We start from the raw sequence: 16,836 nt of genomic DNA on the forward strand, positions 1-16,836 counted from the left end.
GTCCCGCTCATTGCTGCCACGGTTCGGTCACCGCGGGGATGCAATAACGCGCCTTGCCCACGCCGATCCCCCTGGGCACGACGATATCCTTCGATATCCCGCCGACCCGGTCGCATTCAGGCCCCGCGGTCACATTGTATCGCACGATTCGCCTGGTGTACTCGGGGCAAAGGTCCGAGCAGGTGTAGCTGATCACCACGGGCACGCCGCGCAACATGCCGAGGGTGCGGGGCCAATCGTGCCGGCGCCCGCCGGAACGGGGATCGAACGGCTTCTTGACGAAGGCCAGCACCGCCGCATCGTCGATTTGCGGAAGCACATCCTCGCTGCTCAGCAATTCGGGGCGGGCGATCTCGGGGTCGCGTTGCATGGACGCAGGCAGCAGCAAGAGCGCAGTCAGTATCGCGAGCATCGGCACCCACCCTCCCATTTTCCCGCGAGCCACCCTGTGGTATCGCGGCTTCACCCCGGATGAACGAACCGTGATCGCACCGCTTGTCATCTGATTGTCGCAGATCGGCTTTGCGCGGCGGGGATGGTGGTGTATCTGCGCGCCACACTGTTCGAGTTCGTCGGTGGTTGTCCCCAGCAAAGGCAACCGTCCCGCTTGAATGTTCGTTCGTTTTCGCGAAAGCGCGTGCGCCCTGGTGCCACGAAAGCTGCAAAGGATCTCAATGCCCGCATCGACCGCCTCCGCAAAGCAGCGCCGTGCCAGTATGCGTGCCGCCGGAGTGTCCTCGCCCTGGGTGATGTTCCTCAAGGGCTTCTTCAAGCATCCGGTGATGGTGGGCGCGATCGCTTCCTCGTCGCAGCGCCTCGTGAAGCGCATGCTCGATCGAGTCGACTGGGGCAATTGCAAGCTGTTCGTCGAATACGGCCCCGGCGTGGGAACCTTCACTCGCCCGATCCTCGAGCGGCTGGCGCCTGACGCCAAGCTGATCGTGATCGACACGAATCCCGATTTCATCCGCTACCTGAAGCACATGATCGACGATCCGCGCTTCATCGCGATCAATGATTCGGCGGCGGACATCAAGAAGATCATCGCCGATCACGGCTTCGACCATGCCGATTTCATCGCCTCGGGCCTTCCCTTCTCGACGCTGCCGACGGGCGTGGGTGATTCGATCGCGCATGCCACCCACGACATCCTTCGCCCGGGCGGCGCGTTCCTGGTCTACCAGTACAATCCGAAGGTGCGGAACTTCCTGACGCCCTATTGGGATCATATCGACCATGAGGTCGAGTGGTGGAACCTGCCCCCCGCGCAGCTCTGGTGGGCGTGGAAGAAATAAGCGCCGCCAAGGGCGCTTGATCCCCCCTCCCCATCCTCCTAGACGCTCGCCCAAACCCTAAAAAGGAAGCGAGCACATGGCGAAGATCAAGGTTGCAACGCCGGTCGTGGAGATCGACGGCGACGAGATGACGCGGATCATCTGGCAGTGGATCCGCGAGCGCCTGATCCTCCCCTATCTCGACATCGACCTCAAATATTACGACCTCGGCGTCGAGAAGCGCGACGAGACCAACGACCAGATCACGATCGATTCGGCGAACGCGATCAAGCAGTACGGCGTCGGCGTGAAGTGCGCGACGATCACCCCGGACGAGGCCCGCGTCGAGGAATTCGGCCTCAAGGAAATGTGGAAGTCGCCCAACGGCACGATCCGCAACATCCTGGGCGGCGTGATCTTCCGCGAGCCGATCGTGATCTCGAACGTGCCCCGCCTGATCCCCGGCTGGACCCGCCCGATCGTCGTCGGCCGCCATGCGTTCGGCGACCAGTACAAGGCCACCGACTTCAAGGTGCCCGGCAAGGGCAAGCTCAGCATGAAGTGGGAAGGCGAGAATGGCGAGACCATCGAGAAGGAAGTGTTCAACTTCCCCGACGCCGGCGTCGCGATGGGCATGTACAATCTCGACGAATCGATCACCGATTTCGCCCGCGCGAGCATGAACTATTCGCTCGGCCGCGGCTGGCCGCTCTATCTCTCGACCAAGAACACGATCCTCAAGGCCTATGACGGGCGCTTCAAGGACATCTTCCAGGCCGTGTTCGAGGCCGAGTTCAAGGACCAGTTCCAGGCCGCCGGCATCGTCTACGAGCACCGCCTGATCGACGACATGGTCGCCTCGGCGCTCAAGTGGCACGGCGAGTTCGTCTGGGCCTGCAAGAACTATGACGGCGACGTCCAGTCGGACCAGGTCGCGCAGGGCTTCGGCTCGCTCGGTCTGATGACTTCGGTGCTGATGTCGCCCGACGGCAAGACGATCGAGGCCGAGGCGGCGCACGGCACCGTCACGCGCCACTATCGCCAGCACCAGCAGGGCAAGGCGACTTCGACCAACCCGATCGCCTCGATCTTCGCCTGGACCGGCGGCCTCAAGTATCGCGGCAAGTTCGACGGCACCCCCGAGGTAACGCGCTTCGCCGAGACGCTCGAGAAGGTCTGCATCCAGACCGTCGAGAGCGGCGCGATGACCAAGGACCTCGCGCTGCTGATCGGCCCCGATCAGGCGTGGATGACCACCGAGCAGTTCTTCGAGACGGTTCGCGTCAATCTCGAAACCGCGATGGGCAGCTGGCAGTAAGCGGCTGACAAACGGCATGGGCGGCGGCGATCACGGCCGTTGCGAGTACCGAGTGCCGCCCCTAGGCTGCCGCCCATGCTAAGTCTGAACAATACCGGTTTCAGCGACACGCTGGTGATCCTCGGCGCGGCCGGGTTGGTGATCCCCGCCTTCGCGCGCTTCCGCATCAGCCCGGTGATCGGCTTCATCCTGGTCGGCGCGCTGGTCGGCCCCGCCGGGCTCGGCTCGCTGATCAGCCAATATCCCTGGCTCTATTACTTCACGATCTCCGACGCGCATTCGATCGAGCCGTTCGCCGAATTCGGCATCATCCTCTTGCTCTTCTCGATCGGGCTCGAGCTTTCGTTCCGAAGGCTCTGGTCGATGCGCAGGCTCGTGTTCGGGGTAGGCGCCGCGGAGCTCGCCGGGGCGGGCCTCATCCTCGCCGCGGCGCTCTATCTCACCGGATTGAGCACCGGCGGCGCGATCGGCCTGGGACTGGCGCTCGCTCTCTCCTCCACCGCATTGGTCGTCCCGATCGCCGGCACCACCAGCGCCGTGGGCCGCGCGGCCTTCGCCATGCTGCTGTTCGAGGATCTGGCGCTCGTGCCGATCATCTTCATGCTCGGCGCCTTGTCGCCGGTACCGGGCGTCGCCGGGATGACCGGGCTGCTGACCACGCTATGGGTGGGCGTGCTGACGGTCGCCATATTGTTCGTGGGGGGCCGCTTTCTGCTGCCGCGCATGTTCGCGCAGGCTGCCCGGACCAAGAGTCCCGAGCTGTTTCTCGCGGCGAGCCTGCTGGTCGTTATCGTCGCCAGCCTCGCCACCACCGCCGCCGGCCTGTCGCCGATCGTCGGGGCACTGATCGCGGGGCTGCTCATCGCCGAGACCGAATATCACGGCGAGGTCGAGGCGATCACCGCGCCGTTCAAGGGGCTCGCGCTCGGCGTGTTCCTGATCACCGTGGGCATGCGGCTCGATCTCGGCTTCGTGCTCGCCAATTGGATGCCGTTGCTGGGCGCGACCGTGATGGTGATGGTGGTCAAGGTCGCCGTCACGACCGGGCTGCTCAAGCTTTCGGGCGCGCGCACCGGCACCGCGACCGAGACCGGCGTGCTGATGGCGAGCCCCTCCGAGACCACGCTGATCGTGCTCGGGGTGGCCGGCGCGGCGGGCCTGATCTCGGGGGCGACCGCAGCCTTCTGGACCACGGTCACTGCGATCGGCCTGACCGCCACGCCGCTGCTGGCCAAGGCGGGCCAGCTCGTCGCGCGCCTCATCGAGCAGCAGGAGAAGGACGAGGCCCCCGCCGCGATCGACAAAATGCGCGCGGGAACCGTGGTGATCGGCTTCGGCCGCGTGGGCCGCACCGTGGCGGACATGCTCCGCCGGCACGGACTCTCCTATCTCGGCGTCGACGCCGACATCGACAACGTCAACGCCGCCCGCAAGGAAGGCTATACCGTTTTGTTCGGCGACGTGACCCGCAGCGAGCTGGTCGACCAGCTCAGGCTCGGCCACGCCAAGGCGCTCGTGCTGACGATGGACGATCCGGTGCTCACCGTCCGCCTCACCAAGCGCGTGCGCAGCTGGGTGCCCGACCTGCCGATCATCGCCCGTGCGCGCGACGCCGATCATGCCGCAGAGCTGTACAAGGCGGGCGCGACCGATGCGGTTCCCGAGACGCTGGAGAGTTCGCTACAATTGTCCGAGGCGGTGCTCGTCGATGTGGGCATCGCGGTCGGCCCGGTGATTGCGTCGATCCACGAGAAGCGCGACGAGATGCGCAAGTCGATCAAGGCCGCCTCGGACCTCGACCGGGAGCCGCGGCTGCGCCGCACGCGCAAGGCGGACGTCGTCGAATGAGCGTGGATTCGCCTTGCCGCCCGAACAGCGGGACCGCATGTTCGACCGAAAAGCTCATGGAGTCCGCCCGATGATCGCGCTCTTCCTCCTCCTGGCCGCGCCGCAGACTGCCGCCGACCCGCTCGCTTCCGCCAGGGCCGGCAAGCTCCAATGCGCCAATCCCAATATCGAGAAGAAGACCTGCATGGGCCTCACCAGCTACAAGCTGAATGGCGACGGCGGCTTCGAAACCACGACGACCCTCCTCATCGCGCCGCAACCGCCGATCACGATGGAAGTGAAGTCGACCGGAAAGCTCGTCGGAGACCAGTTCTGCGCGCCCATCCGCAAGGAAGACATCGACGCCGCGACGTTCAAGATGGACGGCGCACCGCTCGACGCGACGACCGCGGGAACGATCCGGGCGCAGATCCTCGGCTCGATCACGCCGATGCTCGGCAAGATGGGCTGCACGCGCGAAACGCCCGACGGCGCCGTGCTCAAGGCCGAAGTGACGCTGGACGGCGTCGCCCGGCCCGAAATGACCCAGCACGTGCTGTGGGTGCAGCCCGAAGACGGCTACAAGCTCGGCCTATAGCCTCAGGAGACCGGAATCTTGCTCGCCTTGCTGCTCGCGCTGGCCGGACCGGCCGGCCAGGATGTGGATCCCCTCGCCCAGGCGCGCGAGGGCAGGATGCAATGCGTCGCGCCCGACACCGCGCGCCGCACCTGCCGGTCGCTGGTTCGCTATACGCTGCGCGGCGACAGCGAGTTCGATGCATTGGTGTCGGGGCTGGTGAGCACCGAGCCGGTCGCGATCCTCGAATATCGCACCAGCGGTACGGTGCAGGACGGCGCGATCTGCTCGGTGATCCGGCCCATCGACCTGCGCGACGGCAGGATCACCAAGGACGGCGCACCGCTCGCGCCCGCGATCGAGGCGCAGGTGCGCACGCGCGTGATGAACGCCGCCCAGCCACTGGCGGGGCACAGGCGCTGCTACCGGCAACGCTTCGACGGTCATGAATATCAGAGCGACGTGACGATCGACGGCTTGCTCCGCCCCGAGATGAGCCAGCGCTCGATCTGGGTGCGCCCCGACGACGGCTACGCCGTAGCGCCCTGAGCGGCCTCAGGCGGCCGCCTTCGCCTCCGCCAGCGCCTCGCGCACCGCGCCGAGCGCTTCGCCGGCCTTGCTGCCATCGGGCCCACCGCCTTGCGCCATGTCGGGCCGACCGCCGCCGCCCTGCCCGCCAAGCACCGCCACGGCGGTCTTGACCAGATCGACCGCGCTCAGCCCGAGCCCGTCGCTGACTCCCACCGCGACCGACGCACGGCCGTCATTGACCGCAACGAGCGCAACCACGCCGCTGCCGATCCGTGCCTTGGCTTCATCGACCGCCCCGCGCAGCGACTTGGGGTCGAGCCCCTCCAGCACCTGCCCCACGAAGTTGACCCCGCCCACCTGCTCGGGGCCCGCGGGCGCGGCAGAACCGCCTCCGCCCAGCGCCAGCGCCTTCTTGGCATCGGCAAGCTCGCGCTCGAGCCGACGGCGTTCCTCGACGAGGCTCAGCACCCGCGCCGGCACATCGTCGGGCGAGGTCTTGAGCGCCGCCGCGGCTTCCCTGAGGCGTTCGTCGCGCGCGTTGAGCCATAGCCGCGCGCCCTCGCCGGTCAGCGCCTCGATGCGGCGGATGCCCGAGGAGACTGCGCTCTCCGAGACGATCTTGAAGATCGCGATATCGCCGGTGGCGTGCACGTGCGTGCCGCCGCACAGCTCGACCGAATAATGCTGGTCGTCGCCGCGGCCCATCGAGAGCACGCGGACCTCGTCGCCATATTTCTCCCCGAACAGCGCCATCGCGCCCGCGGCGATCGCGTCCTCGGGCGTCATCAGCCGGGTGCCAACCGTGTCATTGTGGCGGATCTGCGCGTTCACATCGGCCTCGATATCGGCCACTTCCTGCGGCGTGAGCGCGGACGGGTGCGAGAAATCGAAGCGCAGCCGGTCGGGCGCGACGAGGCTGCCCTTCTGCGTGATGTGGCCGCCCAGCCGCTTGCGCAACGCTGCGTGGAGCAGGTGCGTAGCGCTATGATTGGCGCGGATCGCGTCGCGGCGTGCGGCGTCGACCGAGAGATGGACGGTGTCGCCCACCGCGATCTCGCCCGTCTCGATCTTCGCATGATGCGCGTGGAGCCGGCCGAGCGGCTTCGAAGTGTCGTCGACGACCGCGCGCAGCTTGTCGTTGGCGATCGTACCGGCATCGCCCATCTGGCCACCCGATTCGCCGTAGAAGGGCGTCTGGTTGGTGAGGATGGTCACTGCATCGCCCGCCCCGGCCTTGTCGACGCGCGTACCGTCCTTGACCAAGGCGACGACCTGGCCTTCGCCTTCGGTGCCGACATAGCCAGTGAACTCGGTGCCGCCGAGTTCGTCGGCGATGTCGTACCAGACTTCGTCGCTGGCCTTGTCGCCCGAGCCCTTCCAGGCGGCGCGCGCGGCGCGCTTCTGCTCGGCCATCGCGCTGTCGAAGCCCGCGCGATCGACCTGGATGCCATTGGCGCGCAACGCGTCCTCGGTCAGATCATAGGGGAAGCCGAAGGTGTCGTAGAGCTTGAACGCGGTCTCGCCCGGCAGCGTATCGCCTTCGGAAAGACCTTGGGTAGCCTCGTCGAGCAGGCGCAGGCCGTTGGCGAGCGTCTGGCGGAAACGCGTCTCTTCCTGGAGCAGGGTCGCCTCTATCAACGGCTGCGCGCGGACGAGCTCGGGATAGGCGGCGCCCATCTCGGCGACCAGCGCCGGCACCATCCGGTGCATCAGCGGATCCTTCGCGCCGAGCAGGTGCGCGTGGCGCATCGCGCGACGCATGATGCGGCGGAGCACATAGCCGCGGCCCTCGTTCGCGGGCAGCACGCCGTCCGCGACGAGAAAACCCGAGGAGCGCAGGTGATCGGCGATCACGCGGTGGCTCGCCTGGTTCTCGCCGGTGGTCGAGGCGCCGGTGAGCGCGCCCGATTCGGCGATCAGCGCCTTGAAGGTGTCGGTATCGTAATTGTCGTGGACGCCCTGGAGCACCGCGGCGAGGCGTTCGAGCCCCATGCCGGTGTCGATGCTCGGCTTGGGCAGCTCGCTGACGATCTCGTCATTCTCCTGCAGATACTGCATGAAGACGAGGTTCCAGATCTCGACGAAGCGGTCGCCATCCTCCTCGGGGGAGCCCGGGGGGCCGCCATGGATATGGTCGCCGTGATCGTAGAAGATCTCCGAGCAGGGCCCGCACGGGCCGTCCGATCCCATCGCCCAGAAATTGTCCTTGGTCGGGATCCGGATGATCCGGCTTTCGGGCAGGCCCGCGATCTTCCGCCACAGGTCGAACGCCTGGTCGTCGGTGTGATAGACCGTGGCGGTCAGCTTCTCCGCCGGGATGCCCCATTCGCGCGTCAGCAGCGTCCACGCATGCGTGATCGCCTGCTCCTTGAAATAGTCGCCGAACGAGAAATTGCCGAGCATCTCGAAGAAGGTGTGGTGGCGCGCGGTGTATCCCACATTGTCGAGATCGTTGTGCTTGCCGCCGGCACGGACGCACTTCTGCGAGCTGGTCGCGGTCGAATAGGGACGCGTCTCGAGCCCGGTGAAGACGTTCTTGAACGGCACCATGCCCGCATTGACGAACATCAACGTCGGATCGTTTTGCGGCACCAGCGGCGCGCTGGGCACGCGGGCATGGCCCTGGCCTTCGAAATAGTCGAGGAAGCTGCGGCGGATATCGTTGGTCGACGTCATGCGTGCGACTTAGGGGCACGCGGCGTTCGGCTCAAGCGAAACGCTTCGATCACAGCGTCACGGCTTCTGAATTGCCTCCAGCGCGTGGATCTCGCGCCGCGTCGCAAGGTCCGCGGTCAGCCTACGGCGCAGACGGGACAACGCCTTCTGGATCGAATCGTAAACTTCGGACGGAACCTCCGCGTCGCCCCGCGGGCCGAGCGCAGCGCAAATCACCGTCTGCGCCTCGCCGTACACGTCGCGCGCTTCCTGCGAGAGATAGAGACCCCCGCCGCCGAAATACCAATCGCGCAGCTCGCGCGTGAGCTTTTCGAGACGCCCATAGGTCAGTCCGTCGTTCCGGGGCCATTGGGGGAGCGGCGCGGTGAGCGCCCAAAGTTCGAGATAGCGGGTCTCCCGCGTCTGCGACAATTGCTGGTCATAGCCGTCCATCGCCCTGAGCAGCAGCTCGTTGCGCATCTCGATCTGGCGCGTTCGGGTGTCGATCAGCTTGAGCAGCGAGTTGATCAGCCCCTGGCCGAACAGCACGACGAAGACGATGAAGATCGCGGCGCCACCAGTCGCGCCAGCAAGCAGACTGTCCCAAGGCATGTCGCCCTCCCGAGATCGCCTGCGCGCAACATAGCACAGGCGCCCGGAAACATCGCCACTCGGCGACGGCGTCAGTCGAAAGGCGCGTCGATCGACTTGGGCGGTACGCTGAACCATTTCGGGCCGGATTCGGTCATGTGGAAGCAATCCTCGAGCCGGATGCCGAAGCTGCCCGGGATGTAGATTCCCGGCTCGTTCGAGAAGCACATGCCCGCCGCGAGCGGCGTCTTCTCGCCGCGAACGAGGTTTACCGGTTCATGGCCGTCCATGCCGATGCCGTGGCCGGTGCGGTGCGAGAGGCCGGGCAACTGATAGTCCGGGCCGTAGCCCAGCGAGGTGTAATAACGCCGCACCGCATCGTCGACAGCGCCGGCGGGCGTGCCCAGCTTCGCCACTTCGAGCGCGATCTGCTGGCCGCGCGCGACCTGGTTCCAGACCTTGCGTTGCTCGGCACTCGCGGTGCCGAAGACGAAGCTGCGCGATACGTCCGACTGGTAACCCTGGACGCTGCAGCCGCAGTCCATCAGCACGACCTCGCCGGGCACGACCTTTTGCGGCTTGCCGCTGCCGTGCGGATAGGCCGCCGCCTCGCCGAGCAGGATCAGGTTCCACTCGTTCGAGCCGCCCAGCTTGCGCGTGGCAGCGCTCATCAGCGCAGCGATGTCGCGCGGCGTCATGCCCTCGCGAATGCGAGGATAGGTCCAGCGATAGGCGGCGATCGTCACGTCGGTGGCGAGTTGCATCAAAGCGAGCTCAGGCGCGGTCTTGATCATGCGGCAGCCGCGCACGATCGGGTTGGCCGAGACGATCTTCGCGCCGGGCAAAGCGCGCTGGAGGCCGTCGACGGCGAAATAGCGGACGGTCTCCTCGACCCCGATCGGCCGCGCGGCCAGCTTGCGCTCCTTGAGGAAGCCGGCGACCACCGCCAGCGGGTCCTGGTCCTCCTGCCACACGCGGACTTGGGCGGGGATCGCCAGGCTCTCGCGGACCGAAGGCTCCTCGAAGAAGGGCGTCACGATGCACGGTTCGCCTTCGACCGGCAGGACGACTGCGGTGAGCCGTTCGCTCCGCCCCCAGCGCACCCCGGTGAAGTAGATGAGCGACGAGCCTGGCTCGATCAGCACCGCGCCGATCCCCGCCGCCTTCATCAGCGCCTGCGCCCGGGCGATCCGCGCGAGGCGCTCCTCGCGGCCGATGGGCGCGGCGCCCGTGGTGATGTCCTTCAGCTCCGAGACGTCGGGCTCCTCGGCGCGGAGCAGGCCCGGCAGCGCCAGCAGCGGCACGGCGCCCGCGCTCCGGATCAGCGCGCGGCGGCTGAGGCTGGGAAGGCGTGTCATTCGGGGCGACTCCGGCAAGAATTGCGTGGACGGCTGCGATAGGGTCCTTGACCCGGCGGCGACAATCCCCTTCCCTGCCGCGAACTTACTTAGGGGAATTTCGTGGGCAAGCGACTGACGTGGTTCATTCTGGCCGGGCTGCTGCTGGGCGGGCTGATCGGCTGGGGGCTCAATGTCGCCTATGACGACGGGACCGCCGCGGGCACCGCGCGACTGAAGGACATCAGCTACTGGTTCGACATCCCGACCCAGATGTTCCTCCACCTGATCAAGATGATCATCGCGCCACTGGTCGTCTCGACCCTGGTCGTCGGCATCGCCCACATGGGCGGCACCGGCGCGATCGGCCGCGTGGGGATCAAGGCGTTCCTGTGGTTCGTCACCGCCAGCCTGATCTCGCTGACGCTGGGCCTCCTGCTGGTGAACCTGCTCCAGCCGGGCGTCGGCCTGAACCTGCCGCTGCCCGACGCTGCGGCATCGAGCGGGGTCGACCGCTCGGGCTTCGACGCCGCCAAGTTCTTCATCCACATCGTGCCGACCTCGGCAATCGACGCGATGGCGACCAACGACATCCTCCAGCTCGTGATCTTCTCGCTGTTCTTCGGCGTGGGCATGGCCGCCGTGGGCGAGAAGGCCGCCCCGCTGCTGCGCGGGCTCGAGGCGCTGGTCCAGGTGATGCTGACGGTCACCGGCTATGTGATGCTGTTCGCACCCGTCGCGGTGTTCTGCGCGGTGGCGCGGACGCTGGCGACGCGCGGGCTCGGCGTGGTCGGCGATCTCGCCTTCTTCATGGGCAGCTTCTATCTCGGCCTCTTCGTCCTCTGGGCGGTGCTGCTCGGCGCCTGCTTCCTGATCGTCGGGCCGCGCACCGGCACGCTGCTGCGCTATCTGCGCGATCCGATCCTGCTCGGCTTCTCGACCGCCTCGTCCGAGGCCGCCTATCCGCGCACGCTCGACGCGCTCGACCGGTTCGGCGTGCCGCCGCGCATCGCCAGCTTCGTGCTGCCGCTCGGCTATTCGTTCAACCTCGACGGCTCGATGATGTACATGACGTTCGCGTCGATCTTCATCGCCCAGGCCTATGGCATCCACCTCGACTGGGGCACGATGATCACGATGCTGCTGATGCTGATGATCACCAGCAAGGGCATCGCCGGCGTGCCGCGCGCCAGCCTGGTGGTGATCACCGGCACGCTGTCGCACTTCCAGATCCCCGAGGCGGGTATATTGCTGATCCTAGCGGTCGACCATTTCCTCGACATGGGCCGCACCGCGACCAACGTGATCGGCAACGCCGTGGCGGCGACGGTGGTGGCGCGCTGGGAAGGGCAGCTCGACCCGCCCCAGCCCGCCGAGATCGAGATCAAGCACGTGCCCGTGGGCGCGCCCGACCTCGACAGCTTCGAGGAATATGGCGACGAGGCGTCCAGGCCTCAGGCATAGGCATAAGGACCGCCCGCTTTCAGCGCGGCCTGATAGGCGGGCCGCGCGTGGATCTTCGCTAGCCAGGCGGCGATGTGCGGGCGGCCCTCGGTGGCGCCCGCGCGCGCCACCGCCGCCTCGAGCGGAAAGCTCATCATCACGTCGGCGGCGGTGAAGTCCTTGCCCGCGAACCAGGGGCGCGCGGCGAGCTCGGCCTCGACATAATCGAGATGGACGTCGATCATCGGCTGGAACTTCTTCTGCGCCGTCTTGCCCAGCAGCGGCACGCGGCTGAGCACCAGCTTGATGACCAGGGGCGGCATCAGCGAGCCCTCGGCATAATGGAGGAAATGGCGGTAGCGCAGCGCATCGTCGCGATGCGCCGGCGCGCCGAGGCGGCCATCGCCCTTCTCGACCAGATATTCGACGATCGCACCGGTCTCCGCCACGACCACGCCGCCGTCGTCGATCACCGGCGACTTGCCGAGCGGATGGATGCGCCTGAGCTCGGGCGGCGCGAGCATCGTCGCCTTGTTCCGATCGTAGCGCTCCACCGCATAAGGCAGCCCCAGCTCCTCGAGCAGCCAGAGGATGCGCTGCGAGCGCGAATTCTCGAGATGGTGGACGGTGATCGTCATCGGGGCCCTCCCTTGCGGAGCGGAGTTGTCATGGCGCGCGGTCCACGCGCTCGAAGCGAACGCTGCGCTTGCCGGGATCAGCGTCGATCAGCCGCACCCGGATCGTATCGCCCGGCGCGGCGCCGTCCGCTTCGATGCGCGTGACCACGGGAAGCGCGCTCAGCTGCATGCGCGCGCCGCGCATGTCGACATCGGTGACGCCGGCGGAGAAGACCTCGCCCTCGCGCCCTTCGAGCATCGCGGCTTCGGCGAAGTCGATCACCGCGCGATCGATCTGCCCGGCGAGCGCGTCGGCACGCGCCATCACCTTGGGCAAGCGCGCGAACGCCTCCTCCACTGCGAACGGAACCGCCTGGCCGTTGGCCACGGCCAGCGCGGCGCGGACGACATAGCGGTCGGCGAGCCGCCGGAGCGGCGCGGTCGCATGGGTGTAGCTCGCCGCCACCGCCGCGTGCCACGGCACCACCCCTTCCTGCCACGGCGCATAGCTGGCGCCCTGGCCCGCACGCCGGATGGCGAGCATCAGCGCCGCCTGGCTGCGATCCTTGGGGTCGAGCCCGGGTTCGAACGCCGCGAGCGACTGGTCCTCGGGCCAGGTGATGCCGAACGCCCGCGCGGTGTTGCGGAGCCTGGCGATGGCGGCCGCGTCGGGCTCGCGCATCACGCGGAAGAGGCCGGTCCGGTGGGCGAGCAGCGCATCGGCGACCGCAAGGTTGGTGGCGAGCGACAGCGCCGCGTTGCGATCCTCGGACGGGTGCCGGACGCGGAACTCGAGCGCGAGATGCCCGTCGGCGCGCTCGGCGACTTCCTGTTCGGGCGGGTCGACGCGTGCCGCGCCGCGCCGCGATTCGGCTGCGGCGATCCGGCGGGCCAGTTCGGCGAAATCGGGCGGGAGATCCATGTCGCGGACGGTCTCGTAGCCGAGCTTGGCGCGGCTGCGGATCAGCGCGCGCTCGGCGCCGTCGAGCCGCACCGCGCCGTCGGGCGCCACGCGCACGGTGAAGACCACCGCCGGGCGCGGCCCGGCGGGCAACAGGCTCGCGGCGCCTTCGCTCAGCACCGGCGGGTAGAGCCCTGCCTTGCCGTCGGGTAGGTACAGGGTCGTTCCCCGCTTCCACGCCTCGACATCGAGCGGGTCGCCGTCGTCGACGAACCAGGCGACGTCGGCGATCGCATAGAAGAGCAGCAGGTCGCCGCCGCTACGCTCGATCGCGAAGGCCTGGTCGAGATCGACCGAGCGCGCCGGATCGAGCGTCACGAAGGCGCGGTCGGTCCGGTCGGCATGCGCGTTGGGAGCACGCTTCGCCGCGGCTTCGGCTACCGCGAGCACGGGGGCCGGAAAGGAGGCGGGCACCTGGAACTGGCCGCGGATGGCCGCCAGCCCCTGCGCCAGCACGTTACCGGGATCGACGATCGCCTTCATCGCCTCTGCTATAAAGGCCCGGGCCAAACGCGAAAGACCCGGCGCAGGGCAATGCGCCGGGTCTCCCGATGGGAGAGGCTCCCGTGACCGCCGCCTGGCACCAGGTCATGCCGGCGCGGCCGAAAGATGAAGCGAAGATGCGGCGAAAGCGCCCTCTCCGCTCGAATTCAGATATCGTCCTCGGCATCCGGACCGGTCATCAGCCCCTCGGCGACCTGATCGGTGCGGTTGCGGATCGCAGCCTCGAGCCGGGCGCAGAGCTCCGGATTCTCCTTGAGGAAGGTCTTCGAATTCTCGCGGCCCTGGCCGATGCGGATGCTGTCATAGCTGAACCAGGCGCCCGACTTCTCGACCAGCCCCGCCTTGACGCCGAGGTCGAGAATCTCGCCGATCTTGGAGATGCCCTCGCCATACATGATGTCGAATTCGACCTGCTTGAACGGCGGGGCGACCTTGTTCTTGACGACCTTCACGCGGGTCGAATTGCCGATGATCTCGTCGCGGTCCTTGATCTGGCCGGTGCGGCGGATGTCGAGGCGGACCGAGGCGTAGAACTTCAGCGCATTGCCGCCGGTCGTGGTCTCCGGATTGCCGTACATCACGCCGATCTTCATGCGCAGCTGGTTGATGAAGATCACCATGCAGCGCGAGCGGCTGATCGAGCCGGTGAGCTTCCGCAGCGACTGCGACATCAGCCGCGCCTGCAGGCCGACATGGCTGTCGCCCATCTCGCCCTCGATCTCGGCGCGGGGGACCAAAGCGGCGACCGAATCGACCACGAGCACGTCGATCGCGTTCGAGCGGACGAGCGTGTCGGTAATCTCGAGTGCTTGCTCGCCTGTATCGGGTTGGGAGACAATGAGCTCGTCGATGTTGACACCGAGCTTCTTGGCATAGACCGGGTCGAGTGCGTGTTCGGCATCTACGAACGCGGCCGTTCCGCCATTCTTCTGCGCTTCGGCGATGACATGCAGCGCGAGCGTGGTCTTGCCCGAGCTCTCGGGACCGTAGACTTCGATCACGCGGCCGCGCGGCAGCCCGCCGACCCCGAGCGCGATGTCGAGCCCGAGCGAGCCGGTCGAGATCGCCTCGACCTGCATCGTCTCCTTCGAGCCGAGACGCATCGCGCTGCCCTTGCCGAAGGCGCGATCGATCTGCGCCAATGCGGCGTCGAGCGCCTTCTGCTTGTCCGTGGATACTGCCATGTTGCCGTCGATCACCTTGAGGGAAGCTGCCATTTCGTATCCCCGTCGCTAGAGGGTTTGACCCTGCCGTTCAACCGTGTGGATGCAGCATGTACAACGTTTGTTCTCTTGGAACAAGAGGGGAACTTCACACGAGCGAAACGAACTTTCGCGCACTTGCACGCGCTATTGTCTCCCCGGCCGCGCAGCCCTAGCCAGAGCGGATGGCCCTGCCCTATTTCGACGCTCCGAGCGTGTTCACGTCCGCGGAATGCGACGCGATCGTCACGCTCGGCGCGCGCGGACCGCTCGAGCCCGCGACGGTGTGGAACGGCGTGGAGAATCACGTCGATACCCGGACGCGGCATGCCGAGCGCTGCTATTGGCCCCGCGCCGCCGAAACCGCCTGGATCCATGACCGGCTGGACGCGCTGTTCGCGGAGGCCGCGGCCCGGTTCGAGACGGAGGTGGATCCGGTGTTCGAGGACATCCAGCTGATCCGCTACGGCGTGGGCGCACACTTCCAGACCTGGCATTCGGACGCGGGGACCGATCGCTACGACGCGCGGCGGATCTCGGCGTCGATCGAGCTCTCCGAGGCGAGCGACTATGAAGGCGGCGTGCTCGAGATCGCACCTGCCCTGGGGCTGGCGCGCACGCTGCCGCGGGGCGGCGCGCGCCTGTTCGCCTCGCGGATGATCCACCGCGTGACCCCGGTGACGCGCGGGGTGCGTTACGCACTGGTGGCTTGGACCGGGAAAAGCGGCTGAGGTTCAGGCCAGCCGGGTTTCGAGGATCCACCAGCCCGGGCGGTCCGCCGCCACGGCGGCGGCGGCACGCGCTTCGACCGTCTCGAACAAGGCAAAGCACGTCGCGCCCGAGCCTGACATGCGCGCGAGCGTGACGCCCGGCTGGGCGGCGAGCAGTGCGAGCACCTCGCCGATCACCGGGGCGATCGCGCGCGCCGGCGCCTCGAGGTCGTTGCGGCCCTGCAGCGGATCGGCACCGAGCGGACCGCGATCCACGCCGTCCCAGCGGCGGAAGACCTCCGCCGTCGACACCGCGACACCCGGATTGACGAGCAACACCGGCACGCCGGGCCAGCCGGGAACGGGCTGCAGCCGCTCGCCCCGGCCCCTGCCCAGCGCGGTCTTGCCGAGCAGGCAGGCGGGGACGTCCGAACCGAGGCCGTCGGCGATCGCGAAGAGCCGTGTGTCATCGAGCGCCACATCGCGGAGCCTCGCCAGCGCGCGCAGCGTCGCCGCCGCATCCGCCGAGCCGCCGCCGATGCCCGAGGCGACCGGCAGATGCTTTTCGAGCTCGATCGCGTGCGCGCCGCCCCCGAACGCCTCGGCGAAGCGCGTCGCGGCGCGCGTGACGAGATTGTCGCCCTCGCCCGCCAACGCGCCCGCGAACGGCCCGGTGATCCGGAAGGCCGGCGCATCGGCGGGTGTGACCCGCAGCACGTCGCCCTGCTCGACGAAGGCGAACAGAGTCTCGATCTCGTGATAGCCGTCGGGGCGGCGGGCGCGGACGTGGAGCGCCAGGTTCAACTTGGCGCGCGCGATCTCGGTCAGCATCAATTGGTCCGCGGCTTCAATCCGTAGGCGAGCTTGGCGTCGAGCCGGGCGGTCGCGTCGTTCTCGGCGGTGAGCGCCGCGGCGCGCCAGGCATAGCGCGCCTCATAATGCCGCCCCAGCCGCCAATAGGCGTCGCCGAGATGCTCGTTGGCGCGCGCTGCGGCGGGATCGCCCTTCACCGCGCGTTCGAGCAGCGGGATCGCCTTCGCGACGTCGCCGCGCTGGAAATAGGCCCAGGCGAGCGCATCGGCGATCTCGGCATCGTCGGGCTTGAGCGCGCGGGCGCGCTCGAGCAGCGCCTGCGCCTCGGCGATGTTCTCGCCGCGGGCGACCTGCGCATAGCCCAGATATTTGAGCGCGGGCGCCTGATCGGGCGCCAGCGCCACCGCGCGCCAACGAGCATCTCGGCGACGCCTATTGGCGGCTGGGGCGGCATTATGAGGCGCGCTATGCCTGGC

General features: G+C 67.7%; 16 protein-coding genes. 7 read left to right on the forward strand and 9 right to left on the reverse strand.

Translation table 11 applies throughout. The features are described from left to right. Window positions 1–7: 7 nt before the first annotated feature. Window positions 8–760: a hypothetical protein gene (locus MT490_RS17380; RefSeq protein WP_297390542.1), complete on the reverse strand. Its 753-nt coding sequence runs from the start codon at window positions 758–760 to the stop codon at window positions 8–10. Here MT490_RS17380 and MT490_RS17385 point away from each other — a divergent pair. The 5 genes from MT490_RS17385 to MT490_RS17405 all read left to right on the forward strand — a co-directional run bounded on the left by MT490_RS17385 (window position 717) and on the right by MT490_RS17405 (window position 5,545). Next, on the forward strand, window positions 717–1,295 hold the full coding sequence (locus MT490_RS17385; protein WP_297390544.1) for a methyltransferase: 579 nt from the start codon (window positions 717–719) through the stop codon (window positions 1,293–1,295). The two genes, MT490_RS17380 and MT490_RS17385, sit on opposite strands and share 44 nt — an antisense overlap. A 76-nt stretch (window positions 1,296–1,371) precedes the next feature. Then, a complete protein-coding gene (locus MT490_RS17390; RefSeq protein WP_297390546.1) occupies window positions 1,372–2,592 on the forward strand; it encodes an NADP-dependent isocitrate dehydrogenase in 1,221 nt (406 codons plus the stop codon). Window positions 2,593–2,667: 75 nt separating this feature from the next. Continuing rightward, a complete protein-coding gene (locus MT490_RS17395) occupies window positions 2,668–4,440 on the forward strand; it encodes a cation:proton antiporter (RefSeq protein ID WP_297390548.1) in 1,773 nt (590 codons plus the stop codon). 70 nt (window positions 4,441–4,510) lie between these two features. Further along, entirely contained in the window at window positions 4,511–5,017 is a 507-nt protein-coding gene (locus MT490_RS17400) for a hypothetical protein (RefSeq protein WP_297390550.1), read from the forward strand. A gap of 18 nt (window positions 5,018–5,035) precedes the next feature. Beyond that, on the forward strand, window positions 5,036–5,545 hold the full coding sequence (locus MT490_RS17405; protein ID WP_297390552.1) for a hypothetical protein: 510 nt from the start codon (window positions 5,036–5,038) through the stop codon (window positions 5,543–5,545). Between the two features lie 6 nt (window positions 5,546–5,551). Here the strand turns inward: MT490_RS17405 and alaS are convergent, their stop codons facing one another. The 3 genes from alaS to MT490_RS17420 all read right to left on the reverse strand — a co-directional run bounded on the left by alaS (window position 5,552) and on the right by MT490_RS17420 (window position 10,131). Beyond that, window positions 5,552–8,203, reverse strand: coding sequence for an alanine--tRNA ligase (alaS, locus tag MT490_RS17410; protein ID WP_297390554.1), 2,652 nt, complete (start codon window positions 8,201–8,203; stop codon window positions 5,552–5,554). 57 nt (window positions 8,204–8,260) lie between these two features. After that, window positions 8,261–8,794 carry a hypothetical protein gene (locus MT490_RS17415; protein WP_297390556.1) on the reverse strand — a complete coding sequence of 178 codons (534 nt, stop codon included), beginning with the start codon at window positions 8,792–8,794 and terminating at the stop codon, window positions 8,261–8,263. A gap of 71 nt (window positions 8,795–8,865) precedes the next feature. Then, window positions 8,866–10,131 carry a Xaa-Pro peptidase family protein gene (locus MT490_RS17420; RefSeq protein ID WP_297390558.1) on the reverse strand — a complete coding sequence of 422 codons (1,266 nt, stop codon included), beginning with the start codon at window positions 10,129–10,131 and terminating at the stop codon, window positions 8,866–8,868. Window positions 10,132–10,233: 102 nt separating this feature from the next. Between MT490_RS17420 and MT490_RS17425 the strand changes: the two genes are divergently transcribed. After that, window positions 10,234–11,574, forward strand: a complete 1,341-nt coding sequence (locus MT490_RS17425; protein WP_297390560.1) for a dicarboxylate/amino acid:cation symporter — start codon at window positions 10,234–10,236, stop codon at window positions 11,572–11,574. On the opposite strand, the gene MT490_RS17430 is transcribed toward MT490_RS17425, so the two are convergent. The 3 genes from MT490_RS17430 to recA form a co-directional block, all read right to left on the reverse strand. After that, on the reverse strand, window positions 11,565–12,191 hold the full coding sequence (locus MT490_RS17430; RefSeq protein ID WP_297390562.1) for a glutathione S-transferase: 627 nt from the start codon (window positions 12,189–12,191) through the stop codon (window positions 11,565–11,567). The two genes, MT490_RS17425 and MT490_RS17430, sit on opposite strands and share 10 nt — an antisense overlap. A 28-nt stretch (window positions 12,192–12,219) precedes the next feature. Continuing rightward, window positions 12,220–13,614, reverse strand: a complete 1,395-nt coding sequence (locus tag MT490_RS17435) for an RNB domain-containing ribonuclease (RefSeq protein ID WP_297390564.1) — start codon at window positions 13,612–13,614, stop codon at window positions 12,220–12,222. A 167-nt stretch (window positions 13,615–13,781) separates the two neighbouring features. Continuing rightward, a complete protein-coding gene (gene recA, locus MT490_RS17440; RefSeq protein ID WP_297390566.1) occupies window positions 13,782–14,852 on the reverse strand; it encodes a recombinase RecA in 1,071 nt (356 codons plus the stop codon). A gap of 170 nt (window positions 14,853–15,022) precedes the next feature. Between recA and MT490_RS17445 the strand changes: the two genes are divergently transcribed. Then, window positions 15,023–15,568, forward strand: coding sequence for a 2OG-Fe(II) oxygenase (locus MT490_RS17445; protein ID WP_297390568.1), 546 nt, complete (start codon window positions 15,023–15,025; stop codon window positions 15,566–15,568). 3 nt (window positions 15,569–15,571) lie between these two features. Here the strand turns inward: MT490_RS17445 and MT490_RS17450 are convergent, their stop codons facing one another. Beyond that, the gene (locus MT490_RS17450; protein ID WP_297390569.1) at window positions 15,572–16,378 is read right to left on the reverse strand and encodes a 4-(cytidine 5'-diphospho)-2-C-methyl-D-erythritol kinase; all 807 of its coding nucleotides are present in this window, start codon (window positions 16,376–16,378) and stop codon (window positions 15,572–15,574) included. Further along, the gene (locus MT490_RS17455; RefSeq protein ID WP_297390571.1) at window positions 16,378–16,764 is read right to left on the reverse strand and encodes a tetratricopeptide repeat protein; all 387 of its coding nucleotides are present in this window, start codon (window positions 16,762–16,764) and stop codon (window positions 16,378–16,380) included. Before MT490_RS17455 ends, MT490_RS17450 begins: the two co-directional genes overlap by 1 nt. Between the last annotated feature and the right edge of the window lie 72 nt (window positions 16,765–16,836).

The sequence above is a fragment of the Sphingomonas sp. genome (genome assembly GCF_026460985.1).
Lineage (GTDB): Bacteria > Pseudomonadota > Alphaproteobacteria > Sphingomonadales > Sphingomonadaceae > Sphingomonas.

Coding starts and splice junctions, on each gene's coding strand:
- MT490_RS17420 (WP_297390558.1), bottom strand. CDS start 10,131: ATGACACGCCTTCCCAGCCTCAGCCGCCGCGCGCTGATCCGGAGCGCG.
- MT490_RS17400 (WP_297390550.1), top strand. CDS start 4,511: ATGATCGCGCTCTTCCTCCTCCTGGCCGCGCCGCAGACTGCCGCCGAC.
- alaS (WP_297390554.1), bottom strand. CDS start 8,203: ATGACGTCGACCAACGATATCCGCCGCAGCTTCCTCGACTATTTCGAA.
- MT490_RS17435 (WP_297390564.1), bottom strand. CDS start 13,614: ATGAAGGCGATCGTCGATCCCGGTAACGTGCTGGCGCAGGGGCTGGCG.
- MT490_RS17415 (WP_297390556.1), bottom strand. CDS start 8,794: ATGCCTTGGGACAGTCTGCTTGCTGGCGCGACTGGTGGCGCCGCGATC.
- MT490_RS17430 (WP_297390562.1), bottom strand. CDS start 12,191: ATGACGATCACCGTCCACCATCTCGAGAATTCGCGCTCGCAGCGCATC.
- MT490_RS17385 (WP_297390544.1), top strand. CDS start 717: ATGCGTGCCGCCGGAGTGTCCTCGCCCTGGGTGATGTTCCTCAAGGGC.
- MT490_RS17450 (WP_297390569.1), bottom strand. CDS start 16,378: ATGCTGACCGAGATCGCGCGCGCCAAGTTGAACCTGGCGCTCCACGTC.
- recA (WP_297390566.1), bottom strand. CDS start 14,852: ATGGCAGCTTCCCTCAAGGTGATCGACGGCAACATGGCAGTATCCACG.
- MT490_RS17390 (WP_297390546.1), top strand. CDS start 1,372: ATGGCGAAGATCAAGGTTGCAACGCCGGTCGTGGAGATCGACGGCGAC.
- MT490_RS17395 (WP_297390548.1), top strand. CDS start 2,668: ATGCTAAGTCTGAACAATACCGGTTTCAGCGACACGCTGGTGATCCTC.
- MT490_RS17445 (WP_297390568.1), top strand. CDS start 15,023: ATGGCCCTGCCCTATTTCGACGCTCCGAGCGTGTTCACGTCCGCGGAA.